The organism is Psychromonas sp. MME2 (assembly GCF_040566515.1).
In the GTDB taxonomy this organism is placed as follows: Bacteria; Pseudomonadota; Gammaproteobacteria; order Enterobacterales; family Psychromonadaceae; genus Psychromonas.
On sequence record NZ_JBEWXI010000007.1, the window covers coordinates 131692 to 157139 of the forward strand.

Below are 25448 nucleotides of genomic sequence, written 5' to 3' on the forward strand. Positions count from 1 at the left end.
ACAATTTATTGCAATAACCGCCATCGCTTGTTACTCGATACATTCTATTATGATAAAGACGACAAAGTGCTTTATTGTTAACAATTTTGTCGTGTTATTACAGGTACATTTAATTTAGTGGTGTGAGCTAGGAAAATTAACAGCATTCTTGTTCTATTTGGTAGAGTAACTGCATGGCAGTCTCATCTTGGCACTGTTCAAAGTACTCATATAATGTATTCGTTTGATTACCGATAAAGTGTAAATTATCGTGTTTTAATTTTATTTGTACTGCTCTTTTGATGGTAAAGTAGTGCTGCCACTGCTTATCTCCCTTACCCTCCCTGATATTTTTTTCTAACATAGCAATCAGCTGATTGGCATTGCTATCACATTGAATGCCACAGAATGAGTGATAACGATCTGCTTCTGTTTCATGATTGTTCATTTTAACTCCTTGTCGTAGCGTAACTGATTATTATGCAAAACATTCAGCATAAGAGCGGCATGCTTCACAGGTCGGCGCCTTGCAGATGTAATCGCCTCCTTGCTCACATAAACAGCGATAGAAAAAGCGTTTCCAACGCATATTATTTTTATTTTTGGCATGTAGTGCTGGGAAGTTATATTTCAGTAGAGAGCCAAGCTGTGCGCGATCCTGTAAACCTAAGCTGCTCCATAAGTGGAATGAAGTTAAGCACGCCGTGGCAACGATAATGGCTATTTGCATAGCATCACTAATCTCTTGGTTTGCGTCATTTGCTAATAAATTTACCAACTCATTACGTTCTTCTCCCCTTAGTCCCAATAACTCTTCCTGTATTTCTGCGCGTTGATGGATGATGCTCCGTTCTGACTTTTGCCACTGTATCTCTAAGGCATTAATCTCAGTGCAGTTAAGTTTTTTTACTATTTCATTATAACTGGCACTATCAAGTCCAAGGCCATGCGGCAATGCAGCTTTCCCTGTGAGCTGTGCAGAGATGATTTGTTTGAAAAATATTTGGTTAAGTGCAGACAGGTCGACACTACAGCTAAAGGGGAAAATAATAGGTCTCTCCCCGATATGTCTATATTCATCGTAATTGGCATTTTTTTGCATATATCACCTCTATTAATTTTTGTTCTATTAGGTAAAACAGTGCTGCAAGTCGCGTCATAAAATAACCACAGCTTTTATTTGTGCCCAGACGGCATCGCCAACTTTTAAATTCAAACGTTGCTTTGATGCATAGGTGATCGCAGCCAAAATAGAGTGTTGTTCTGATAGCTGCAAGGTAATGGTGCACTCTCCTGGCGGCTTTTTCTCAACGATGTGGATCACTTTTGCCTTGAGCAAATTAATAATCGAGCTATCGCAAGGTTGGCTCAAACAGATGCTAACATCACGCGCATAGATGCGAATACGAAGTTGACTGAGTACCGGTTTATCTATTTGTGCAACGAATAAATTCACCGAGCCAACGGCTAATTGGGTTAGGTAATCATCATGTTGCGCAATGATTTGTGCATTGAGTAAACTACTGCCACCATCGTTAAATATTGCGCCATTGCTGAGGTCGAGCATGACGTCTTGTAAATGGCCCTGTTTAACCACATGCCCTTGTTCGATAATAACAATGTCATCGGCCAACTGTGCGACTTCATCGGGCGAGTGGCTGACATAGATAATGGGAATGGATAGCGATTGTTGTAATTGCTGTAGATAGGGCAGAACTTCCTGTTTTAAGCCATTATCCAAAGCGGATAATGGTTCATCCATTAACAATAGTTCAGGTGAGCTGAGTAATGCTCTAGCGATAGCGACACGCTGCCGTTCGCCCGATAATGCACTGGTTGGGCGATCTAATAAATTACTAATAGCAAGGAGTTCACAGATCTGAGTAAAATCGACTTTACGTTTATTTGGCGCAATATGCTTAAGTGCAAAATTGATATTGTCGCGTACATTGAGATGCGCAAAGAGGCTCGCTTCTTGAAAAACGTAACCGATATTACGCTTATGGGCAGGTACGAATAGATTGCGGCTAGAATCCTGCCAAACAGTATTACCCAATGAAAAATAACTATTAGGTAATTTTTCAAGCCCCGCCATGGCGCGAAGGCAGGTGGTCTTTCCTGAGCCCGATGCACCAAAAAGGGCACATACCCCCTGTCCTGATAACTGTAGTTTGACATCCAGTTTAAAGTTGTCACGATCAACCATAAAATGGGCATTAATTTTATTCATGTTAGCGCCTTGATTGTGATTGATAATTAAGCCAATAAATCAGCAGTAATGCGATAAATGAAACCAGCATCATGCCACCTGCGAGCCAGTGTGCTTGGGTATATTCCATTGCCTCAACGTGGTTATAAATTTCGATGGATAAAACGCGCGTTTTACCGGGAATATTACCGCCAATCATTAACACCACACCAAACTCACCGATGGTATGACAAAAGCCCATTATCGCGGCAGTGAAAAAGCCTGGTTTAGCGAGTGGCACAGCGACGCTAAAAAAGGTTGTCATGGGACTTGAACGCAGCGTTGCAGCCACTTCTAAAGGGCGTTTACCAAAGGCTTCAAAGGCATTTTGTAGTGGTTGTACGACAAAGGGCAGGGAGTGAACTGCACAGGCAATCGCAATGCCTGCAAAACTAAAGGGTAACGGGCCTAGATTTAAGAATGCGGCGAGTTGACCAATAGGACCATTAGCACCCAGTAACAGGAGCAGATAAAACCCTAAAACCGTTGGCGGCAACACTAATGGCAGCGCAAAGAGTGCGCCAATAACGGGTTTTAATTTTGAGCTTGTTTGTGATAACCACCAAGCCAATGGTGTAGCTAACAATAATAGAATAAAGGTAACGATAGTTGCTAGTTTAAAGGTTAGCCAAATCACTGATAAATCAGCCATTAAGCACCAACCTTATAGCCGTAGGAGCGAATAATCTCTAGGCATACAGGGCTTTTTAGGAAATCTAAAAACGCAATGGCAGCACTATTTTGCTTACCTTTGTTAAGCACAATCGCATCTTGTTTAATAAGCGAATAAAGAGAAGTTGGTATTATCCAACTTGAACCCCCTATTATTTTTCCGTTATCTAGTATCTGCGATAGGGCGATGATGCCTTGTTTTACTGCACCGGAACTGATTTGTTGAAAACTTTGCCCTACATTTTGCCCTAGTACTAATTTAGGGGTTAATTGTTCATAAAGCCCCATATTTTTTAATACGGTTATCGCTGCTGCACCATAGGGGGCCGTTTTCGGATTAGCAATAGCCAAATGGTTCAGTTCATTGGTGCTTAATATTTTACCCTGAATATCAATCTGTTTTGGATCTTTTGACCAAAGTACCAGTTGTCCTTGCGCATAGGTAAATTGCGTTTCTTTGAGTGCTAAATGTTGCTCTGCTAATTTGGCGGGTCTTAATTGATCTGCTGCGATAAAAATATCAAAGGGGGCGCCGTTAACAATTTGAGCATAGAGTTTCCCCGTTGAGCCTACCGACAATAATGCTTTATGGCCACTTTGTTGTTCAAATTTAGCGGCTATTTCTTGTAATGGTTTATAGAAATTTCCAGCGACCGCAATCATCACTTGTTGTGCGAGGGTATAGTGGCTAAAGAGAGAAAATATCAAGGCACAAATTGTTTTTTTATTAAATATTTTCATATGTTTAAACCTAAATGAAGGGCGCTTTTTGAATAAGCGCCATATGCAGGTGTACGCTTATAAACCAAGCTCAGGTTTGATTATCGCTAACCATTCGCTAATACGGTTATCGGTTAACTCTGCCTGATTATCTAAATCAAGTACTAAACCCACAAATTCATCGCCATCAAGCGCCGTTGAGTTATTAAATTGATAACCATCACTAGGCCAACGACCGATGATGGTCGCGCCTGAACCTGAAAAGATATCGTATAGCTCACCCAGAGCATCAACAAATTCATCGGGGTAACCTTCTTGATCTCCAAGACCAAATAATGCAATGGTTTTCCCAGTAAAATCCGCTTCTTCAAGTTCTGCTGCAATCTCTTCCCAGCTTTCACTTTCACAATCAACAGATAATCCCGGTAGGGCGCCTTCACCGAGAGTCGGCGTGCCAATGATGAGGTTATCGTATGCAAGTAGCTCATCGACGGTGCAGCGATTAATATTGATAGGTTTACCTACACTTGCATCATCAAGTTTGCTGTAGATAAGTTTTGCAACTTTGCGTGTTTTCCCCGTATCGGTTCCAAATATAATTCCTGTTTTAGCCATTTCACTTCTCCTAATAAATTAAAACTGATTCATATTTGCATTAGGTGCACAATACATGCCTTACTCAGTGAGATTTTTTGTTTAATTAAGTTATTGATTTTTATTGTTTAATTTTTTTTAAAAGTGGTTTTATATTGTTGGATTTAAGACAAGAGGTACAATTGTATGGGTTATAACAAAAATGAGAGGCGATTTTGAGTGTTGTGGAATAGGGGCGTGACGCGTTTCAATAATGAAAATTATTCTGTAATGAGAATAAGCATTACAGAATTTAAGTATCGTTTATAATATACAGTTTTTAGTGAAATCACTCGTTTCATTAAGTGTCCAATCCCCCTTAGGTTTCTCTTTCATATAGGTGCACCATGCTTCACTACCTACTTTAGGTGAGCAAGCGCTAATAAAGATAATGAGAAAAGATAAACTAATAAATTTATGCATTTGATTTCCTAATTATTTTTTCTGGCTATTCGATACACATCGACAATGGCGGCAATCCAGATTATTAACATTAAATAAAGGTGTATATTTGCATTCTGTTGTTCTGTAGAACTCAATGCTAATATCGATTCATTGATGGTTTCCTGATTTAATGGTATCTCTCCTTTGATAATTCTTTCAATAATGATATTAGCTTGATTAACAATATCTGTAATGACAAAAAAAAGCGATATTGAAAAAAGTGTGACCAAAGCAAGGCATGTTTTATAGCTTCTGATAAAAAAATGTCCCGCGCCTGGATATATTAATGCTGATAGTAATAGCGCTTTTAATGGTTTACTCATTGATTCTTCCTACTACAAATAACAAGTTTATTTTATCGCCTTTCTTACTCATTAAGGTAATTGTTTAATTTTATTGATTAAATTCATATTAACATGACGCGAGTGAAAATTAGCCACTTAAAATGCAATTACTTGATGTGTTATGTGTGTTAAAGTTAGTTTTTTGTGAGGCTTGGTGTTAGGGAAATGCATCATATCCTTACTCGACTGCACTCATATTAATCACCGTATAAATACAAAGGATGTTATAAAATGATTGATCAGCACGTGGATATCTTTCCTTGGAGTGATAACTTCAATATTGGAATCGACAAGATCGACCATCAGCACAAAAAACTGGTCGAGTTGCTCAATAAGGTTGCCAATATTATTACGTTGCAGCGCTTGCAGGTTTCCCCAGAAACATTCATCAATGAATTATTGGATTATGCTGTCTATCACTTTAAGACTGAGGATAAATATTGGAGTGAGCACTTACTTGACTCTATCCACATCCAGCAACACCGAGATAGTCATAACCAATTTATTTCGCGTATCAATGCATTGAAAGCGGAACTTGGCACATTATCTGAAGATGAATGGCTTGAGGAGTTGTTCTCTTTTTTAACCAGTTGGCTTGTATTGCATATTTTAGAGAATGATAAGCATATGGCATTTCTCGTGACCGCCGTAAAATCTGGTCAGTCTTTGCAAGAAGCCAATAGGTGGGCGGAAGAGCAAATACATCTAACGGCAAAAGATACGCTTAATGTGATTTTATCTTCCTATAAGAATCTCTCGGTGAATACGATGAGGATGATGCGCGAAATTAAAGCAAAAAATGTGGCGCTTAATAAACTCTCAAAGAGCGAACGTCGTCTCCATAATGCAATGGACTACGCTCAGATTGGTCGTTGGTTTCTACGTTATAAAGATAATACCATTGAATATGATTGGTCTTCTGAAATTTTACATTTATTTGGCTTTACAGCTGAGATAGTCCCTAGCCAAGAAGCGCTTTTTAGTATTATGAAGGAAGAGTTTCAACAACCCTTTTTAAGTTCTATTGAGAGGTGTTTTGAAACAGCTAAGGAGCACCGTGTCGAATATCAAATTATTCGTCCTAGCGATGGTGCCGTGCGTTGGATATCATCGAACGGTAAATTGAAATATCAAACGGATGGGACAGTAGATCGAATTTCTGGTTTTATACAAGATATTACTGAGCGTAAAGCAAGTGAAGAAAAAATCACCCGTCTTGCTTACTATGATTCACTTACTAGTTTACCTAATCGCCGTTTACTGATGGATAGACTACATCAGTTAATTGCGCAGAGTGAGCGCAATAAAAATTATAATGCGCTTTTCTTTATCGATCTTGATGATTTCAAAACAGTGAACGATAGTTACGGCCATGATTATGGTGATATTCTCTTGCAACAGGCGGCAACACGTATCAAGCAGCTGACTCGTAAAGGGGATACCCTTGCCCGTATTGGTGGCGATGAATTCGTTTTTGTTTTATCTGGATTAGATGAAATAGAAGCGCGAGCGATAGAAAAGGCTGGCCTTGTCGTGCAAAAAATTGTCGGTGCGCTCTCCATTCCATACAAAATTCATAAACAGCAATTTAATAGTAGTGCCAGTATCGGTGTGACGCTCTTTAATGATAGTTCCACTTCTGTTTCACAACTAATGCAATTTGCTGATATTGCTATGTATCAAGCCAAACGATTAGGAAAAAATTCAGCGTATTTTTACGAACCGCAATTGCAACAGTTAATAACGAATCGTTTTAACCTTGAGAGAAAACTTCGCAATGCAATTAAAGAGCAGCAATTTGAGCTTTATTATCAACCGCAGATGGATGACCTTGATCAAGTAATCGGAGCTGAAGCTCTTATTCGTTGGCATGATCCTATTGAGGGATTAATTAGCCCTGATAATTTTATTCCCATGGCCGAAAAAAAGGGGCTAATCATTCCGATTGGAGAATGGGTGCTAGAAACCGCTTGTCAACAGCTACAACGATGGCAACAAAATGACCACACCCGTCATCTCACACTCGCTGTTAACGTTAGTTATAAACAATTCCGTCAGGCCAACTTTGTTGGGCAGGTAAAACAGCTCGTTGATACCTATGGTATCGGTCAAGGGCAACTTAAAATTGAGCTGACAGAAAGCATACTTATTGATGATATGGAGCTAATTATTGACAATATGCAGGAACTAAAAGCGTTGGGGATTAAATTTGCTTTAGATGATTTCGGGACAGGATACTCATCGCTTCAGTATCTGAAACGTTTACCTTTGAATCGTTTAAAAATAGATCGTTCATTTATTACTGAGTTACAATCTAATATAAATGATCAATCGATTGTTAAAACGATAATTCTGATGGCTAGCGCCTTAGGACTTGATGTGATTGCAGAGGGGGTTGAAACTATCGAACAAAGAAATTATCTATACGCTAATGGGTGTTTATCCTATCAGGGATATTTGTATAGTAAACCCCTTACAATTAATGATTTTGAAGCCTATTTGTTAAGTAATAAAAAACAACAATTCGTACACTATTATTCAACATTACAGTGATAGAGCTGCTATAATCTCGCTATTTTTGTTCTTTGACCTTTTACGGAAATAGCTATGACTCACAGTGCCGCTAACTCTCTCCATGAATTTAATCTTTTACTCGTTGAAAGTTGTGCAAGTCATAGTCTAAAGAAAATGGTATTAAGTAAATACAGAGGTGCCGATAAAAGCCTGCAGCGTATTACCATTAAACCGATTTTATTACAAAATAAACCCGTATTTTCATTTCTTTATCAGCATCAAACCAATCATATTACAAAGAATCACAGTAGCGATGAAGCTATTGGGTTAATTAACTCTTTATTAGAGAGTGATTTTAAAAGTGCCTATTTATCGACATCTTCCATGGACATTCAGCTCGATATAAGTAAAAAAGGCAAAGCGCATATTACTAAGCACAAAAGCAAAATAAATGATAAAAACGGGCAGTTGCATGACCGTGAAAAGCATCGTTTTGTGGATATTAACCGCCCATTTCTACAGCAACTCGGTGTAACCGATAAGCAGTGTAAGTTGATACCTGCAATGTCGCGTAAATGGAAACAAATTAATAAATTTATCGAAGTTTTTAGTCAAGCTTTAGAAACGTCACCGCTTGCCAAAAACGAAGGGATTAATGTTGTCGATTTTGGTTCGGGTAAAGGCTATTTAACCTTTGCTATTCACGATTACTTACGCCATACGTTACACAATGATGCACAAGTGACTGGGGTGGAACTTCGCCAAGGCCTCGCCGATTTATGTAATAAAACAGCGTTAACCTTAATCATCAAGGCTTATCTTTCGTCTGTGGGGATGTAAAAACACACGCCCCTAAACATACCGATGTAATGATAGCTTTACATGCCTGTGATATTGCCACAGATTATGCGATTCATTACGGGATTCGTGCTAATGCCGCTATTATCATGTGCTCGCCTTGCTGTCATAAGCAAATTCGTCCACAGATGCAAAGTCCTGAACTATTTAAGCCGATGTTACAATATGGTGTGCACATGGGGCAACAAGCGGAGATGGTGACAGATTCACTGCGTGCCTTATTTTTAGAAGCACACGGTTATACAACTAAGGTATTTGAATTCATTAGCCTTGAACATACCAATAAAAATAAAATGATCTTGGCTGTTAAAAAATCGCAAAAAAACAGCAAGGTAAATAGTGAAATAGTTGCGCAAATAGCAGACATTAAAGCCTACTACAATATCAAAGAACATTGTTTGGAAACCTTGCTGAACGAGAGTGGAAAAGGCTAGGGATTGCTATGAGATAGCTGCAACAAAATAGGATGTTTACAAGATCCTATTTTGTTGCTTGTTATAGCCGCGCTATTTTTATAGAGAGTGTTGAGTTTTATCTAATAGGAGAACGATTTCATCGGACGCGCTACTTAGCTCTGAATACAACGAATCAGCTTCATGTAATTTACCGACTTCATGTAACTCAATTATTTCTTTTATTATTTGATGCAACCTTGTGTGTGGCGCTTCTATTTTTTTAAATTCTATTGAATTTTTGTATTTTTCCATGCCATCACTGTAATACCACTTACCCAACTGGCACTCTTTATGGGAGCATGCTTGCGCTTTGGTTATGATGCTACTATCTCCTTGTAAAAATTTTCTAACCTTATCTTTCCATGCAAGATGGGCATTTTTGGCTCCTTCAAAGTCAAAAGTAACGGCCGATTCACCCGTATTATATTGTTGTAACTGGAGTTTCAGAGCGGTGGCCATATCTGTTAATGTCATTATTTTATGTTCTAGTTGTTCTATATCATTGGTTGTTTTATAGGACTGATTACTAATAGACTGAACATTGGCATTCATCTCTTCGGCAACACAAGATTGCTCTTCAGCTGCCGTTGCAATTTGTGTGTTCATGTCATTTACATTAATGACAGCACTGGCGATTTGATTAAACGAATCTTCGGTTTGTTGGATTTTATCGACGGATTCATTAACACTGATTAAACCTTGTTCCATGGTTGTCACCGCAGTTCGGCTACCGGTATATAGCGTTTCAATCATATCTTTAATTTCAACGGTTGCCTGTTGCGTTCTCGATGCGAGTACCCTTACTTCGTCGGCAACAACTGCGAAACCTCGTCCTAACTCGCCTGCTCGTGCGGCTTCTATCGCTGCATTTAATGCTAATAAATTGGTTTGGTTAGCAATTGCACTGATCGTTTCTGTGATATGTTTAATGCGCTCACACTCTTGGGCTAAGGTGTTAACCGTCACGGATACATGTGAAATATTTTGTGCTAAATCTTTAGTGGTATTACGAGAAGATTCGACCAGTACTTTCCCTTGCTGCGCGGTTGTGTCTGCTGTAGCCGCTAATTCAGAGGTTAATGTTGTATTTTGAGCTATTTCAGCAACGGTTGCACTCATCTCATGCATTGCCGTTGCAACCAAGTCAATTTCAGCATGTTGACGGCTCATATTGGTTTTGGTTTGATAGCCAGTATCAGAGAGAACATCAATCGCAAGCGTCAGTTCTTGAGTTGATTCATTGAACCTGCCAATGACCGCTTTTAGTCTGCATTGTAAAAGCTTAATCGACATCAAGGTGTTACCTATTTCATCTTGCAGGTGACTTGTAATGTTCTCCGTTAAGTCGCCACCTGAAATACGTTTTATTTTTTCAATTATCTCCTCAAGAGGGGTAAGCACTTTATGGTTAATAGTCCAGTAGAGGGTCGAAAATGAAGCGAAGATAAACAATAACATGGTTATAAAAGGGAGGTTAAAGTCTAATAGTGCATCGCTATTCCATGTATTAAAAAGCGTCACCATAAGTGTTAATGCTAGTAGGCTGTTTATCTGTTTTTTTAGTGAGAGTCTTTTGATGAAGCTTGGTTTGGGGATGGTTGCATTAGGAGATGTGTTTAAGGTTGCATATAACGCTTCTGCTTTTGTTATTTCATCTCGACTAGGGCAGCTTCTGACCGATTGATAAGCCACTTTTTTGCCGTCTTGAAAAACGGGCGTGACATAGGCATTTACCCAGTAATAATCGCCATTTTTACAGCGATTTTTGACAATGCCTTGCCACGCTTCATTATTTTTAATGGTGGCCCATAAATCGGCAAATGCAGCCTTAGGCATATCAGGGTGGCGAATCATATTATGATTAAAGCCAATCAGCTCTTTTTCAGAGTAACCACTGATATCGATAAAATCTTTATTACAGTATTGTATTATGCCTTGTAAATTGGTGATGGAAATAAGGCTAGCGCCTTCAGAAAATTTTTTTTCATTATTACTCATTCAGTAAGCCTTTTTGACGGTCTTTGATAAGTCTTATAATAAAGAGGATGTTTTAAAAGTAGAATTTCATTTTTTTAAAAATGGGAGCATCATTAATAAATACAGGAATATTTTAGATTTGTTGTTAATATGGGGGGAAATATCCTTTACGTTATCAATAAAATTTATATATATTCTAATATTATACCAATTGCATTATAGTCAGCTGTTTTCTATTTTGATTAAAAAGAGGTGATATGCTCAAAAACAGACGTAGGAAAAAGTGGTCATTACTTACCCGTACTTGGTTAGGACTAGTTTTGCTTTTTATTCCTATGTTGATACTTGCTAGTATTTATTATCTGCATATGAAGCATGAAATTTTATTTGAACATAAAGAAAACCTTATTAGCCAGAATGATCAGCTCTACCACTCAGTACTCGCTCCCTATATTAATACATTGGAGGAGAATTTTGAGCGAATATATAAAAGAGTTGATTATCGAGATTTAGCTGGCGCTAATATTTTACATAAACAGCAATACCAGCGGGATTGGCAAGTATATTTAAATCTGATGGGGCTAAATAACATCTATTTTGCCAATGAACAGAGTCACTATCTCATTTACCCTGCCCCACCAGAATCAACATTAATTAATTACAATCCCACGGTTAGGTCTTGGTATACACTTGCTAGTGAAAATCCAGACCATGTTGTTTGGACTGAACCCTATATGAATTATGGAAGTAACGAGCTAATCGTTACGCTTGCTCGCGCAGTTTTAGCGCCAGGTAATAAACAAGTAGGCGTTCTTGCCATTGATACCAAGTTACAACCCTTGGATAAAGTACTTAACAGCTCTCATATGCGTGTTGAGCATGGCTATCAAATGTTACTCTCTGCACAGGGAGTGATACTTGCACACCCAGATAAAAGTCTTATTTTTAAGGATATGCAGGAAATAGATTGGCTGTCCAAAATACAAGGTGATAGTGGTATTTTTGAGGATCATAGAACGCAGCAACTTATCGCCTATCATCAACATGATCCAAAATACGGTATACTACTAACTATTTTGCCGACTATTAATATCCATAAAATATTTGCTCGTGTATCAAGTAATATTATGTTGGTGGTTGGCGTAACGTCGATCTGTTATTTGATTGTGGCTTTGATTGGCTATCGCTATTTTCGGCGAATGGTAAATGAAATAGTTCACCACATTCGCGCGAGTCGAGATGGTTTGGCTTCGTCACCCTCGGAGTTAATCCCAGAATTAATGCCTGTTTATGGTGAGTTATCAGCGACAACTAGTGAATTTAATCATATTCGTCAGCAAACACTATTGGATCCGCTAACGGGTGTTTATAACCGACGTTTTTTTGATGAACTGCTGCATGCTCAACTAGGTAAGCAGCAACCACTTTACTTGGTTATGTTTGATTTAGATAACTTTAAAACAGTGAACGATACCTATGGACACCAAGTCGGAGATGTCGTGCTATTCAAAGTGTGTAAATTGGCTCAATCTCTATTTTATGAGTATGGTTGGTTTTGTCGTTACGGTGGCGAAGAGTTTGTGATGATTTTTAATATCAATGACAGAAATAAAATTCATCTTTTGTTAGAAGAGTTTCGCCAAGGTGTTGCCTTATTTGAATGGCGTGAGAAAGGGTTGATCAGTACAGTGAGTGTCGGTGTCGCCTATAAAAAAGAAGAGGAAAGTGGCGATACTTTACTGGAAAAGGCGGATGCAGCACTCTATCGGGCTAAATGTGAGGGTAAAAACCGTGTTATCTTCGATGGCTAATCGCGTCTCTACTATCGCAGCAATCCCTTGATTGCGTGATAAAAATATCACGCAATGGATGTTGCATTAGTCATCGTCATCATCATCGTGCGACTGGGCGATAACTGGATGATAGATCTCAACGCGATCGCCTTCTTTGAGTAACTGTTTTGCTGGGCAGGCCTTACCAAAAATACCTACTTTTAATTTGGTAACATCAATATTGGGAAATTCGGCATTAAATTTAGATTGCGCAATAGCTTGCGCGAGCGTTATCGGCTCGGCTAACTCAAGTTCTTGCCAAAAACTGTCACTACCAGCGGCATAAGCGATACTTAGTTTCATAATAGAAGATCCTATTCAACATTACATGAAAGTTGGTCTTTAACAGCGACCATTCTTGTGTTGCTATACCACTGCTCTACGATACGTTTGAGTGAGAGGATGAAACCGAGCATGATAAAGCCTCCAGAGGGTAAAATCATCAACAACATCCCCTTGTATTGTGGCAGCGGGTGTAGTTCAATAACAGCAAAGGCATCACCTAACAGTAAACTGGCATTAGCAAAAAGAGTACCACTACCGATAAGTTCTCGGCATCCACCGAGCACAACCAATGCAAGTGTAAATCCTAATCCCGTAGCTAGGCCATCAACTAAAGAAGGTAAGCAGGGATTTTTCGATGCATAGGATTCAGCTCGGCCTAAAATAGCGCAGTTGGTGACAATAAGTGGAATAAATAATCCCAATACCTTATGCAATTCGTGTAGCCAAGCGTTCATAGCTAAGTCTGCAATGGTCACCAAGGTGGCAATGAGTAGAATAAAAATTGGAATACGCACCTGTGGGGTTAAAAGTGAGCGAATGAGTGAAATTAAAAAGCTGGATAGTACCATGACCGCAGTGCTGATCAGCCCTAAACCAAGGCCATTAGTTGCACCACTTGTAACAGCTAACAGCGGGCAGAGTGCTAACATTTGCGCGAAAACGACATTATTTTCCCAGAGCCCGCTTTTTAATATCTCTTTATAGTTATATTGTTGCATATTATCTCCTATTTCGTCATTGCCATGATGACGGGTTATTGGGCTAAATTTGATCACTCTGTAGAAAATAGTCTTGATTATCTTTAAATAGCATGAGTGTTTCATAGACACCTTTAACTACTGCTCTCGGTGTAATGGTAGCGCCTGTGAATGCATCAAATTGACCGCCATCTTTAGCCACTGCCCAACCTGTTTTATTGGGGTTTTGGAGCGACAAACCACGGAAATTTAATATCCAATCTGATTTTGCCAGTTCAATTTTGTCGCCAAGCCCCGGGGTTTCTGTGTGGCTTAATACGCGAACGCCACTGAGTTCTCCGTCTGCTTTTATGGCAACAATGAGCGATATATCACCGGAGTAACCTGATGATTTTGTAAATAACATAATCGCACTGACCTTATTGTGTAATTTTGCGCGATAAAAAATGTACTTCTGTCCTTTTAGCATGACATCATATTTTTTATCGAGTGGCTGATTATCATAAATATCAGCGGGTAATACTTGGTTAAGCAGCAGGGTTAGATCTTCACGTTGTCGTTGTGCAATAGGCTCTGCCGTTAAATCATTGGTCAACATTAGAAGGCATGTGACGATTAACGAGACTAACCCCATCAATATGGCGGGGTAGGCAATCCTTTGCTTTAACTCTTCACTGATTAGTTTCATTTTTGTTCTCCATATATTCTATGGCTTGTAGCCCCTTCAATTAATGGGCTAACGGCATTCATTAATAGAATGGCAAAAGCGACACCTTCGGGATAGGCACCAAAAATACGTATTAAAAAGATTAACAAGCCACATCCTAAACCATAATAGTAACGCCCTCTAGGAGACGTGGGACTGGTGACAGGATCGGTGGCGATAAAAAATGCGGCTAACATTAATCCACCACTGGCGAGTTGTGTGATGGGTAGTAAGACTGTTTCAGGTGATATAAGCCAAGCAATGGTTGAGGGAATAAGGCAGCCAATCAATAAGCTTATTGCGATACGCCAATCAATGACATTTTTATAGATCATCCATCCTCCACCAAGAAGTAAAAGAATGGGGGATTCACCTAAACTTCCTTTACTGGCGCCAAAAAGCATGGCTAACGAACCAATATGCGTTTGGCTGCTTCCCGTTTCCAGTACCGAGCCTAATAGGGTGGCTCCGCTAAACCCATCAACAATATCGCTGAATATTGGGAGTAATGGTAAAACAGGGGCTGGCGCGGGCCAGCTTGTCATCTCTACGGGGAAAGATATCAACAGGACAACACGGGCAAGCATTGCAGGGTTAAATAGATTTTGCCCTAGGCCACCGTAAACCTGTTTACCTAAGAGCACCGCAATCGCTGCACCAATCGCCCCTAAATACCATGGAAAATGTGGAGGTAAACTCATCACTAATAATAATGTTGTCACTAAAGCACTTCCATCCAGCAAATTACCAATGGGTTTCTGCTGGATTCTCTGGCAAAGCCATTCACAGAGTAAAGCTGAAATAATAGAGGCGAGAACCAGTAGTAGTGCTTGTTCTCCGAATAGGTAGATGCCAAACAGTAAAGCAGGCATCATTGCCCAAATAACTTGGCGCATCAATCGGCTTACTGTCATCCCTGAATGAATATGCGGGGCACTTAATAATAATGTCGACATGTTAGGACTCCTCCTTGATGCTGATTGTAGGTTGGCGAGTGCGTCTAGCCGCTCCTCTCGCTGCTTTTTTCGCTTCTTTTTCTGCTGCTTTTTGTAACGCTTCTTTTTCTAAGCGCAGCGTACGTTGTTGATTAAGGCGGCGTGCGAGTTGAGCTTTTTGTTGCATCTTTTTTTGTCGTAAGAGTTGAGCATTGGCATAGGAAAAGTATTGCGTAAGTGGCAGTGATGCCGGGCAGATAAAAGCGCATGAACCACATAATAAACAGCTATTTAATCCCTGTTTTACTGCCGCTTCTAAATCATCATGTTCAATTAATTCGGCCATCGCATTCGGTAATAGTCCCATCGGACAGGCAGAAACGCATCGCCCACAACTGACACAGGGACTGGTGTTGTACTGTGGGAGTTCACTCTCTTGGAGAAATAACACGCCACTTGTCCCTTTAATAATAGGGGTATGCATATTGGTGATAGTGTGCCCCATCATTGGTCCGCCAATGACGATACGACTGGCACTCTCTTTTAAACCACCACAGTAGGCGACCAACTCTGAAATTAAGGTACCTATCGGCGCTTCAATATTCATTGGATGCTCAAGGGCTCCACCACTAATAGTGACAACACGATGAGTTTGTGGACGGCCGTAGCGCACCGCATTGTAGATAGCTGCGCAGGTTGCTACATTCTGTACCACCACTCCGACATCGGTGGAACGTTTACCTTTGGGTACTTCGACTTTACATAGGGCTTGAATGAATTGTTTAGCCGATCCCATTGGGTAATGGGTGGGTAGTGCTTTGACCTGAATATTATCATCTTCACTGGCAGCATCGATTAAGGTTTGCATTGCCTCTGGTTTATTATCTTCGATACCAATAATAGCCAATGGTGCACCCGTGATGGTAAGCAGATGACGTATCCCTCCAATAATCTGTGTGCTTTGCTCGCACATTACTTTATCATCGCAGGTTAGGTAAGGTTCACACTCACAACCATTGATCAGCAAAGTATCTATTTTTTTGTTGATGGATGAACGTAATTTTGTTGCCGTTGGAAAGACCGCTCCCCCCATACCAACAATCCCCGCATCATCGATAATTTGAATTAATTCTTCAGCCGTTTTACCGTCATGTTCGAGTTTGATTGAATCAGTTTGATTTTCAGGATCACATTGCAGATGTATCATCTGCTCTTCCCACCACCGGCAATGGCGGCACGATGCATCGCGATTTGTATGACCGTGCCTGACTGTGGTGCATGGATATTGGCACTACTTCCTTGTCCCTTAGCAATAAGTTGACCACTGACGACTTTATCACCCACTTTTACGATTGCCTTTGCTGGTGCACCCGTGTGCTGCTTGAGGTTGATGTATAAATATTTAGGCGGCGCGATAGCAATAATTTCACTATTATTACTTAGCTGTTTATTCCCATTCGGGTGAACTCCGCCGCGTATTAATGATTTACTAAAAATCATAGTATCACCTCGTTAACTATGTTGCGGTTTAGGCCAAGCCCAACCAGTACTAAAAATAGGATCTGTCTTATATTGGATAGCATCCTGTGGGCAAGCCGATACACACATGCCACAGCCAGTACAGATATCGGTTATGACACCATGCAACTGTTTGTTAGCACCGACAATCGCATCAAAGGGACATTTTTTAAAACAGCGAGTACAGCCATCACAGACGCTTGGATCTATCTCGACAACCTGCGGCAGACTTTTAGCTTGATTACTTTTTTGTAAAGGAACACCGAGTAATTTTGATAGATTTTGTGCTAGTGCTTGCCCACCTGGAGGGCAACAGTCTGGGCCTAATTTTCCCTCACTCATGGCAATGGCTGCCTGTGCGCATCCCGGATAACCACATTGTCCACATTGCCCGTTAGGTAAAAGTTCACTAATGGCGTCAATTAAGGGATCCTGTTCTTTAGCAAAATATCGCCCTGCTAATGTCAGTGATAAACCCATAATGAGCGCTAATAGTGGAATTGTTAGTATACTTATGATCATGATGATAACTCCCTTTTATGCCAGTCCGGCAAAACCCGAAAATGCCATAGCTAAAATACCCGCAGTAATAAAGCTAATTGGTGCTCCTTCCATGGCGGGTGGAACACGGCACAAACTCATACGCTCTCTTAACCCCGCAAAGAGTACGATGACCAAGGTAAAGCCTAATGATGATCCAAAGCCATAGAGAATGGCATCGATAAAACCGAGTTGCTCTTTAATGGTTAATAGGGCGACACCAAGTACGGCGCAATTAGTGGTAATGAGTGGTAAAAATATACCTAATACTTTATGCAGTTCTGGGTTTTGGTAGGCGACCATCATCTCGGTTAGTTGTACTAAAACGGCAATCACTAAAATAAAGCTTAATAGCCTTAAAAAACCTAAATCTAAGGGCAATAACAAGTAATGCTCTAACACCCATCCTACGCTACAGGAGAGTGTTAAGACGAAGGTCGTGGCTAGCCCCATCCCAAATGCGGATGAAACTTTGTTTGAGACCCCCATAAATGGACATAATCCTAAAAACTGTGCGAGCACGACGTTATTTACTAAGCTAGTGGTCAATAGCAGCAGCAGATAATCACTCATCTTTTTCTCCTTCAATAGCGGGTATTTTCGCTATCAATTGATTGGTGTGTTAATAACTAACTATCGATATTGCGATAAATATGCCAACAAATAGCGATTTAAAAAACGCACTAAAGTGGCGTTTTTTATTTGTGATTTGCACGATAGATGGGCAAGTTAGAGCTGGAGGTGGAATAAAATGGCCTGTTTTAGCCGTAGGGTTTTAGAATTAATTGATCTGTTTTTGTTGTGGATCAATTCTTCATCTGATTTTAGGCGGTTTTAAGATATCTAATTTTTTTTGGTATGACCATTGCTGTTTCTTAACTAGCTGGTGGGAGTTAGAACAAATTGTTGTCTTTATTACAGATTATTACTCTAATGACCTAAGCGTTTAAATGTTATTGCTGAAGGAGAAGCACAATGACAAATATGATAGATAGTAAAGTGCTAAAACGCTTTGATGCTGAACAGCAGTTAGTTGCAATGCATAAAATTAGTGTCATTTTGAGTTTATCACTGAATATGGAGCAAACCTTACAACAGATGCTGGGATGTTTGGATGAACTTGCTGGTATGCAATTTGGGATGGTGACGCTCTATGACGATGATCGCCAAGGGATGTTAGTGCAAGCCTTGCATGGTGCGAATCCAGAAGTGATTCGAGATGCGGCAAGAATTAAATACCGTACCAATGAAGGTATTTTAGGTACGGTACAGGCGCGGGGCGAAACACAGGTTATTGCTAAAGTATCGAATGACCCGCGATTTTTAGATAGGCTTAGTCTCTACGATTATGATTTGCCTTTAATTTGTGTTCCATTAGGTAGTAAAGAATATCGTGCTGGGGTCTTAGTTGCACAACCCATGAGCAGCGATTTAAGTGAGTTGGCCGCTAAAACACGATTTTTAGAAATGGTAGCGAATTTAATATTACAGACATTAAAGCTTTCAAACCGTGTGCAAAAAGAGAAGCAGATTCTGCAAGATCGCAACGATAGCTTACAGTGTAATGCGAAAAAATCAGATGCGCTTGCATCTATTGTCGGTAGCACCCCGATAATGAGACAAATATTTGAGACTATTTCTCAAGTTGCTAAGTGGAATACGACCGTATTAATCCGTGGTGAAAGTGGTACGGGGAAAGAGTTGATTGCAGGTGCGATTGCTTATAATTCATTACGTGCTAGCGCGCCATTTATTAAGTTAAACTGTGCCGCATTACCAGATAATTTGCTTGAAAGTGAGCTGTTTGGCCATGAAAAAGGAGCCTTTACTGGCGCGGTTAAAACACGTAAAGGTCGCTTTGAGTTAGCCGATGGCGGGACGCTTTTTTTAGATGAAATAGGGGAGATTAGCGCTAGTTTTCAGGCTAAATTATTACGTGTATTACAGGAGGGCGAGTTTGAACGTGTTGGTGGGCAAGAAACGATCAAGGTCGATGTGCGTATCATTGCTGCGACCAATAAGCCTTTAGAGCAAGGTGTCGCTAATGGAACTTTCCGCGAAGATTTATATTATCGCTTAAATGTGATGCCAATCCATTTGCCAGCACTACGTGATCGACTCGATGACTTACCCGAATTATCTCGCTTTTTAGTCGCTAAGTTAGCGAAGATGCAAAACCGTATATTAAAAGTCAGCGATGGGGCTATACGCCTACTAGCAAGTCATAATTGGCCGGGGAATATTCGTGAATTAGAAAACTGCCTAGAGCGAGCCTCGGTAATGAGTGAATCGGGATTGATTGATAGAGATGTCATTATGATCAATCAAAGCTCCATGCGAGCCTTTGGTGCGGTGCAAGCCGATAATCATTTCGTTCCATCAAAATCGCATTCATCTATGGGGCAGTTAAATAGTGAAAATAGTGATCAGGATGATCGACAACGTGTTATTTCCGCGCTTGAGCAGTCTGGATGGGTACAAGCCAAAGCGGCTCGTTTATTAGGTATGACACCAAGGCAAATTGCCTACCGAATTCAGACCATGAATATCCATGTGCGTCGTATATAGGCTGTAAAAAGAAAGGATAGATATCGACTAAGCAATATCTATCCTTGTGTTTGTCTATCTGGGCAATTTATTAAGTAAATTAATGGTTACCTCTTTTTCTTTTCGCAAAACCAACGGCAGCTATCGCTAAGCCTAGTAATAACATTATTTCAGGCTCTGAAACTGACAATGAGTTGGTATTATATGTAAATCCAATCGCACCAATAGGATAGTTTAATTCATCTGATATCGGATCTCCTGGGGTTAGATTTTGACGTAATAAACGATTAAATGTGATTGCATTACCCCCAATATTTTGTAAAGACTGATCCGAATAGGGGGTTAAAGCTAGATTATTATCCCAAGCTAATAATCCAACAATATCATTTGCTGAGAAGCTAATATTAAGTGCAGCTACACCATTTAAGTTATTAAATGAAGCGAGGGTTGAGTAATTTGACGTTGAATTAGTAAATAGAGGTGGCGTAACATTCAATGCTAAAACCTCTAAATTATAAGAAGTTGACAAGCCATTGGCTGTGTTCAGCCAAGCATTGTTAAGGGTTAAGTCTATTGGGGTTTCAAACCAATATCCTCTCATACCGCCGAAACAGCAGCCTCCGTTGTTTGCCGCAGGATCAATAGTAATAGCCGTCGCAACGTTTATATTGATGGCGCTGACTAATATAATTAATAGAGCCAAAAAGTTGAGTTTACATTTTTTCATCACTTTTTCCTCCGTAATAAGCTATAAAAAGCTTGCAATAAAATTAAAAGTCATGTAAATGATTTGTTGCAATAACCGAACCAAAAAATTAATATGTTGATTTATAAGCAGTAAATTTTATTGTAAATAGCCTTTTGATTTTTTATGTAAAATATTTCGACGTTTATTTGTCAATGCATAGCGTGAGAGTGTCGATTAGTGGTGCCGTTAGATAGCGTTGTCATGGAATTTTTTATTAATTTGTAGCGCTTTTAGGTTGGGATTTGTTGCTTTTTTATTAATTGTTACCTGCCATTACAGTGTATAAGAAAGTGACGGTCATGAAACGCAACACTAACCGACCATCACTTAATAAAGACTGTCTATGAATGATGTTTGTTAAATAGTTTGTGGGGCATGGTCAAAACAACCTCGCGCACAGGCTTTCAGACATGCACCACAACCAATACAGTTTGCTTTATTGGCTGCAGACATCACCATGCGTACATCATCATCGTAATCTCCCTCATCAGCATCATCAATTTCAATCTCTTCGGGTGCAAAGACATCGCGAGTGCAAACGTTATAGCAACGTCCGCAGCCGATACATTTTGCTTGATCTAGACTAACAATAAACTCAGGTGTCCAACTTTCGCCCGATTGAGTTACCCCTGTTATATATGCCATTTTTTTCTCCTTTTTTTGAATTATTAATCTCTGTATATACTATTGCCATTCACTATCGGCGAGTTTCTCAAAATAATCAGGCTGTTTTTTTTTCTCTGTATTTGTCGAGCTTGCCGCTCTGCTATTTTTCCAGGCCAGTTAGCTTGAATGCTGACAATAACCGCACTAATTAAATCGACTTGTGGACGCACTACCACTCGAATCCCTTCTGTTAATAATCTCTGCCTTACTGGATTACCACAGGCGAGGCAATAGACTGCAAAGCAACCCTCTAACGCTATCACTCTATCTTCAATTTTTTGCAGGTTATGGCCTTCGTATTGGGTTAAGTAATGTGTATTAACATGTTCGTAGCTAGTTGTAGTAACGCTATAAATAGAAAGACTTTGACAGCTACCAAAGTGTTCGTCTAAGTGGCTTTGATTGCTACTGGCAAAGGCTATTTTTAAGGTATCTTGGCTCATCTCTTTCATATCATACCTGCACTTGTATTTGTGATAGATCTTGTTTAAATCGCGAATGATATACCGGAATACTATGTACCTCGTGACGTAATAGATTACTTAATTCAAAGAGGGTGGCTCGAATACCTGCATAGCCAATAAAACTTTTAGCAAAGCTGCCAAAATGGTCGTGGATGGGGATGCCAACGCGCAGTAGTGGAATATTGAGTTGTTTGGCGATGCTATTGGCATGGGAGTTGGAAACCAGTAGATCAACATCATGTTGTTGTGCCTGTTGTTGTAGATCATAGAGATCTCCAATTTTCACTTCATCCACCGCAAGCGATGCGAGTTGTGGTTGATTACAGGGAGCTATCACTACGCTTGGTGTAATATTGACGCTGGCAAAGAGCGCGCTAAAGGCGGTTAAATGATCCGCTTCCATCGCTAAGGCCGCTGTTTTTCCACCTAATTGTGTATGGCTATCAATCAAAGCATCGCAGAGTTGCCCGCGGCTACGGGTAATACTATCGGGCACTTTACGACCGCTAATTTTACTTAATAGCATGATTAATCTATCGGTTTGTTCCAGCGTATGAATATGGGGAAATATTTCCGTAGGTATTTGGCTACGCTCTAACAACATATTTGCTGCTCGCTCTAGGGATCGCCCAACAACAATGGTTGCTAAGCCTTGTCCTAGGGTCTTGATTTGCGTTACCGTGCAACCACCTTGGGAAAGACTGCTGAAGTCCTGCGTTGCTAAAAAACCATCCAGAGATAAACTGAGGTCGGGAATGACAACCGGGGTTAAGCCAAACGCTTCAACGTACTGCTTTAATAGATCCACATCAGCTGGCGTTAACATGTGGCTAGCTAAAATATTAATGCGTTTACGGCGAGCACTGCTTGGCGCTTTAGTTGGGACAAGATGCTTGATCATCGCTTCAACTGCACTGGCATAACCCGTTTCTAATGATCCATAAAAATCGGGCGTGTTGACCGGAATGATTGCGGTATGTTTATAGTTGGGGTGGCTCTCTTGAAACACTTTTACCGCGTGTTCAATATCGCAGCCTTGTGCTTCGGTTAATCCTGAGGTTAATAGTCCAATCAGTTTCGGCCGGTGTGTTTTACAGATATTGGTAAAGGCTTGCACTAGGTTTTCATCAGATCCCATGACCGTTGAGATGGGATCCATTGCTGTTGATTGCATCGGGATGGGCTCATGAAAATGTTGTATTAGAAACACTTTTGCGAAGGCACTACATCCCTGTGCAGCATGCATCAGGGGCATCGCTTGATCTGTGCCTAAAAATGCCAGTGCTGCGCCGAGTGGTTGTCCTACCTTTAAAGGTTGTTCTGCGAGTGCTTTTTTATTGGGGATTATTTGTGCCATATTCTATTCCTCTAATTTTGCTACAGTCCATTTCATTGAATCCATGGGGCATGGCTTCGAGCCTGTTCCCAAATAGGACTTTCAAGGGTTAAACAGAGTTGCTGTGCCAGTGTTATCATGCCCGTAAACCCGGCAAAGGCATGCTCACGTTCTTGATTGACTTCAACAAAGGGCATTCTTGCTTTGTAGGCTGTGTACATATTGCGACCACCTGCAATCATCACATCTGCTTTATATTGATAGGCGACATCTAGTAAGTTTCGAGGACTCGTTTCATCCAGTAAAATAGCATCTGGCCCCATTAATTCACGTATCCGTGCCTTATCTTCTTCGGTGCTTTTACGTGTACCGCTGGCAACCACCTGCATACCAAGATCCTGTAAGGCAGAAACAATGGACCATGATTTTACGCCGCCAGTGTAAAGCAGTGCTTTTTTGCCCGTTAGTTTTTCGCGATAGGGGGCGAGGGCTTGCTGAAGCTGGTTAAGCTCTTGCTCTATTAATTGTTCCGTGCGCTGCGTAAGCGATGGATCATTAATGAGTTTGGCAAATTGGCGTAATGCATCACACATGTCGCGGATACCGTAGAAACTGCCTTCAAACCAAGGAATTTGGTATTTTGCTTGTAATTTTCGTGCGACGTTAATCTGTGCTCTGGAGCAAACTAACATCAGCGCTTCGGCATGATGCATGGTTTGTAACTCTTTAAAGCGACAGTCTCCCGATAAATTCGCCAAAACTCGTAAGCCGAGTTGATCTAGTAAGGGGAGAATGTGCCATAGTTCACCAGCAATATTATATTCACCAACGAGGGCGATATCGTGCACGATACCATCGCTAAACTCAGGTTTTGGTGCAGGGTGGGCAGTGCCAATGACCTTATCCACCATCAGCTCGCCTGCAATGCGATTACCTAAGTTTTTATTGCCATAGAAACCAGCGGCATCAATGGCAATAACGGGGAGGTTAATTTTAAGTTGTGCCATTTTACATACCGCTGCAATATCATCGCCTTCCATGGCGGGTACGCAGGTGTTATAGACGAACACGGCAGCGGGTTGATGTTTTTCGGCAACTTGTATAATGGAATGGTAGAGGCGTTTTTCGCCACGCCCCATGATCACATCCTGTTCATTTAAGTCCGTTGTAAAACCTAATCGAAATAGTTCAGGGCCAGAGCTTTGGGTGCCGCGTTTATCCCAAGAGCTGCCTGCACAGCCAACGGGGCCGTGGACTATGTGGGCAACATCGGTAAGGGGAAGCAGTGTTATCTGTGCACCATCAAAGCAGCAGCCTCCTGCAGTTGCCCCTGGCGTGGCGGGAGCACAGCCTGATTTTGTTTTTTTATTGTGTTCACAGGCTGGTTCATTTTGTAGTTCAGTAATCTCTGATTGTCGCATAGGATCTCCTAGATATAACTTCCGTTATCTTTGTCATAGTATCCTTTTGCAACATTCATTCCGTTTGTAACCTATTGATAATTAAGCTTTGTGTTGTGTTGCTTTTAGTACAATGGTTGACAGCTTACACAACATGTTTAGCTTGTTAGTTATTCTAATGCCGTAAAGCGTTCATTTAAAAAATCTGGTTGCCCCATCAATTTTGCTAACCAAGGGGGTAAAGCACCCGTAATCACACGCTGTTGTAGTTCGGTTAATTGCACTAAAATGGCTGGGGTATTTTTACTTTTCAATGGATGAATACCTGCATTGATCACTTTTGCTGCAGCAGGGCCGCCAATGGAAGCACAAAACATAAGCTGACAATCTTTAATAATTTGTGCGCGAAAGGCATTTTTTTCACTACCACGCCCACCTTCTGCATTACGTATATCAATATGCTGGATTTGTTGTGCATCCAGTGAGTAAATATAAAACTTCTCACAGGAACCAAAATGGCCATCAATGGTTTGTCCATCCGTTGAGGCAACCGCGATTTGGAGTTTAGGTGTATCTGTTGTCATATTGGCATCCTCTCTACTGAATATTATTGCTGATAACGGCTACGGTTATCCGCGACGCATTCTAATGGTGATGGGTAAGTTTGGTATTGCTGGTAGGGGAGCAAAGTAAAAGCTGTCGCCCGTACTTAATGTCAGTTTTCCACCCCAGTTATCATCCTCTTCAAATTCGAGTGAAGTAACCTGTGCTTCGAGATCCTTTTTCGCGATGTAGCCAGTTAGGATCCCATCTTGTTTTCTTAACATAATATTTGGCATAGTGACTCCTTGGATTAATGGGGAATATTTTATTTTTAGCAAAAAAGCTTACTGAAGATGTAAGCTGCTTTGCTAAAAGCAAAGGTTGAG

29 protein-coding genes are annotated in these 25448 nt (G+C 40.5%); 5 read left to right on the plus strand and 24 right to left on the minus strand.

Annotated features, from left to right (window positions below):
- Window positions 1-136: 136 nt before the first annotated feature.
- From cowN to AB1A03_RS07660, 8 genes are all read right to left on the minus strand, one after another.
- Window positions 137-427, minus strand: coding sequence for a N(2)-fixation sustaining protein CowN (cowN, locus tag AB1A03_RS07625; protein ID WP_354624061.1), 291 nt, complete (start codon window positions 425-427; stop codon window positions 137-139).
- A 30-nt stretch (window positions 428-457) separates the two neighbouring features.
- On the minus strand, window positions 458-1081 hold the full coding sequence (locus AB1A03_RS07630; RefSeq protein ID WP_354624062.1) for a nitrogen fixation protein NifQ: 624 nt from the start codon (window positions 1079-1081) through the stop codon (window positions 458-460).
- A gap of 54 nt (window positions 1082-1135) precedes the next feature.
- Window positions 1136-2209 carry a molybdenum ABC transporter ATP-binding protein gene (modC, locus tag AB1A03_RS07635; RefSeq protein WP_354624063.1) on the minus strand — a complete coding sequence of 358 codons (1074 nt, stop codon included), beginning with the start codon at window positions 2207-2209 and terminating at the stop codon, window positions 1136-1138.
- Between the two features lies 1 nt (window position 2210).
- Window positions 2211-2879 (minus strand): molybdate ABC transporter permease subunit, encoded by a 669-nt coding sequence (gene modB / locus AB1A03_RS07640; protein WP_354624064.1) that lies wholly within the window; start codon window positions 2877-2879, stop codon window positions 2211-2213.
- A complete protein-coding gene (gene modA, locus AB1A03_RS07645; protein WP_354624065.1) occupies window positions 2879-3640 on the minus strand; it encodes a molybdate ABC transporter substrate-binding protein in 762 nt (253 codons plus the stop codon). The genes modB and modA overlap by 1 nt, the downstream gene beginning before the upstream one ends.
- Before the next feature lie 57 nt (window positions 3641-3697).
- Window positions 3698-4234 (minus strand): flavodoxin, encoded by a 537-nt coding sequence (locus AB1A03_RS07650; protein ID WP_354624067.1) that lies wholly within the window; start codon window positions 4232-4234, stop codon window positions 3698-3700.
- Window positions 4235-4516: 282 nt separating this feature from the next.
- Window positions 4517-4675 (minus strand): DUF3012 domain-containing protein, encoded by a 159-nt coding sequence (locus tag AB1A03_RS07655; RefSeq protein ID WP_354624068.1) that lies wholly within the window; start codon window positions 4673-4675, stop codon window positions 4517-4519.
- A gap of 8 nt (window positions 4676-4683) precedes the next feature.
- Window positions 4684-5019 carry a hypothetical protein gene (locus AB1A03_RS07660; RefSeq protein WP_354624069.1) on the minus strand — a complete coding sequence of 112 codons (336 nt, stop codon included), beginning with the start codon at window positions 5017-5019 and terminating at the stop codon, window positions 4684-4686.
- A 252-nt stretch (window positions 5020-5271) separates the two neighbouring features.
- Between AB1A03_RS07660 and AB1A03_RS07665 the strand changes: the two genes are divergently transcribed.
- The 3 genes from AB1A03_RS07665 to AB1A03_RS07675 are packed head-to-tail and all read left to right on the plus strand — an operon-like array spanning window position 5272 to window position 8846.
- Entirely contained in the window at window positions 5272-7593 is a 2322-nt protein-coding gene (locus tag AB1A03_RS07665) for a bacteriohemerythrin (RefSeq protein ID WP_354624070.1), read from the plus strand.
- 54 nt (window positions 7594-7647) lie between these two features.
- Window positions 7648-8394: a methyltransferase gene (locus tag AB1A03_RS07670; protein ID WP_354624072.1), complete on the plus strand. Its 747-nt coding sequence runs from the start codon at window positions 7648-7650 to the stop codon at window positions 8392-8394.
- Between the two features lie 29 nt (window positions 8395-8423).
- Entirely contained in the window at window positions 8424-8846 is a 423-nt protein-coding gene (locus AB1A03_RS07675; RefSeq protein ID WP_354624073.1) for a methyltransferase, read from the plus strand.
- Window positions 8847-8924: 78 nt separating this feature from the next.
- Here the strand turns inward: AB1A03_RS07675 and AB1A03_RS07680 are convergent, their stop codons facing one another.
- Window positions 8925-10865, minus strand: a complete 1941-nt coding sequence (locus tag AB1A03_RS07680) for a methyl-accepting chemotaxis protein (RefSeq protein WP_354624074.1) — start codon at window positions 10863-10865, stop codon at window positions 8925-8927.
- A gap of 236 nt (window positions 10866-11101) precedes the next feature.
- Between AB1A03_RS07680 and AB1A03_RS07685 the strand changes: the two genes are divergently transcribed.
- Window positions 11102-12655, plus strand: coding sequence for a sensor domain-containing diguanylate cyclase (locus AB1A03_RS07685; RefSeq protein WP_354624075.1), 1554 nt, complete (start codon window positions 11102-11104; stop codon window positions 12653-12655).
- A 66-nt stretch (window positions 12656-12721) separates the two neighbouring features.
- Here AB1A03_RS07685 and AB1A03_RS07690 read toward each other — a convergent pair whose 3' ends face one another.
- The 8 genes from AB1A03_RS07690 to rsxA are packed head-to-tail and all read right to left on the minus strand — an operon-like array spanning window position 12722 to window position 17931.
- On the minus strand, window positions 12722-12979 hold the full coding sequence (locus tag AB1A03_RS07690) for an RnfH family protein (protein WP_354624076.1): 258 nt from the start codon (window positions 12977-12979) through the stop codon (window positions 12722-12724).
- Window positions 12980-12990: 11 nt separating this feature from the next.
- Window positions 12991-13680 carry an electron transport complex subunit E gene (locus AB1A03_RS07695; RefSeq protein WP_354624077.1) on the minus strand — a complete coding sequence of 230 codons (690 nt, stop codon included), beginning with the start codon at window positions 13678-13680 and terminating at the stop codon, window positions 12991-12993.
- A 43-nt stretch (window positions 13681-13723) separates the two neighbouring features.
- Window positions 13724-14347 carry an electron transport complex subunit RsxG gene (rsxG, locus tag AB1A03_RS07700; RefSeq protein ID WP_354624079.1) on the minus strand — a complete coding sequence of 208 codons (624 nt, stop codon included), beginning with the start codon at window positions 14345-14347 and terminating at the stop codon, window positions 13724-13726.
- Window positions 14344-15321: an RnfABCDGE type electron transport complex subunit D gene (locus AB1A03_RS07705; protein WP_354624080.1), complete on the minus strand. Its 978-nt coding sequence runs from the start codon at window positions 15319-15321 to the stop codon at window positions 14344-14346. The genes rsxG and AB1A03_RS07705 overlap by 4 nt, the downstream gene beginning before the upstream one ends.
- 1 nt (window position 15322) lies before the next feature.
- Window positions 15323-16507: an electron transport complex subunit RsxC gene (gene rsxC / locus AB1A03_RS07710; protein ID WP_354624081.1), complete on the minus strand. Its 1185-nt coding sequence runs from the start codon at window positions 16505-16507 to the stop codon at window positions 15323-15325.
- On the minus strand, window positions 16504-16800 hold the full coding sequence (locus tag AB1A03_RS07715; protein WP_354624083.1) for a hypothetical protein: 297 nt from the start codon (window positions 16798-16800) through the stop codon (window positions 16504-16506). Before AB1A03_RS07715 ends, rsxC begins: the two co-directional genes overlap by 4 nt.
- Window positions 16801-16812: 12 nt before the next feature.
- Complete coding sequence (locus AB1A03_RS07720; protein ID WP_354624084.1) at window positions 16813-17340, minus strand: RnfABCDGE type electron transport complex subunit B; 528 nt, start codon at window positions 17338-17340, stop codon at window positions 16813-16815.
- Window positions 17341-17355: 15 nt separating this feature from the next.
- Window positions 17356-17931, minus strand: coding sequence for an electron transport complex subunit RsxA (rsxA, locus tag AB1A03_RS07725; protein WP_354624085.1), 576 nt, complete (start codon window positions 17929-17931; stop codon window positions 17356-17358).
- Window positions 17932-18333: 402 nt separating this feature from the next.
- On the opposite strand from rsxA, the gene nifA reads away from it, so the two are divergent.
- Entirely contained in the window at window positions 18334-19926 is a 1593-nt protein-coding gene (nifA, locus tag AB1A03_RS07730; RefSeq protein ID WP_354624086.1) for a nif-specific transcriptional activator NifA, read from the plus strand.
- Window positions 19927-20005: 79 nt separating this feature from the next.
- Here the strand turns inward: nifA and AB1A03_RS07735 are convergent, their stop codons facing one another.
- The 7 genes from AB1A03_RS07735 to nifT all read right to left on the minus strand — a co-directional run bounded on the left by AB1A03_RS07735 (window position 20006) and on the right by nifT (window position 25358).
- On the minus strand, window positions 20006-20632 hold the full coding sequence (locus AB1A03_RS07735) for a hypothetical protein (RefSeq protein WP_354624087.1): 627 nt from the start codon (window positions 20630-20632) through the stop codon (window positions 20006-20008).
- Between the two features lie 378 nt (window positions 20633-21010).
- Window positions 21011-21298 carry a ferredoxin III, nif-specific gene (fdxB, locus tag AB1A03_RS07740; protein WP_354624088.1) on the minus strand — a complete coding sequence of 96 codons (288 nt, stop codon included), beginning with the start codon at window positions 21296-21298 and terminating at the stop codon, window positions 21011-21013.
- 23 nt (window positions 21299-21321) lie between these two features.
- The gene (locus AB1A03_RS07745) at window positions 21322-21771 is read right to left on the minus strand and encodes a NifB/NifX family molybdenum-iron cluster-binding protein (RefSeq protein ID WP_354624089.1); all 450 of its coding nucleotides are present in this window, start codon (window positions 21769-21771) and stop codon (window positions 21322-21324) included.
- Between the two features lies 1 nt (window position 21772).
- Window positions 21773-23140, minus strand: coding sequence for a nitrogenase iron-molybdenum cofactor biosynthesis protein NifN (gene nifN, locus AB1A03_RS07750; RefSeq protein ID WP_354624090.1), 1368 nt, complete (start codon window positions 23138-23140; stop codon window positions 21773-21775).
- A 32-nt stretch (window positions 23141-23172) separates the two neighbouring features.
- A complete protein-coding gene (gene nifE / locus AB1A03_RS07755) occupies window positions 23173-24540 on the minus strand; it encodes a nitrogenase iron-molybdenum cofactor biosynthesis protein NifE (RefSeq protein WP_354624091.1) in 1368 nt (455 codons plus the stop codon).
- Window positions 24541-24689: 149 nt separating this feature from the next.
- Window positions 24690-25103, minus strand: coding sequence for a NifB/NifX family molybdenum-iron cluster-binding protein (locus AB1A03_RS07760; protein ID WP_354624092.1), 414 nt, complete (start codon window positions 25101-25103; stop codon window positions 24690-24692).
- A 45-nt stretch (window positions 25104-25148) separates the two neighbouring features.
- Window positions 25149-25358 (minus strand): putative nitrogen fixation protein NifT, encoded by a 210-nt coding sequence (nifT, locus tag AB1A03_RS07765; RefSeq protein ID WP_354624093.1) that lies wholly within the window; start codon window positions 25356-25358, stop codon window positions 25149-25151.
- Window positions 25359-25448 lie beyond the last annotated feature (90 nt).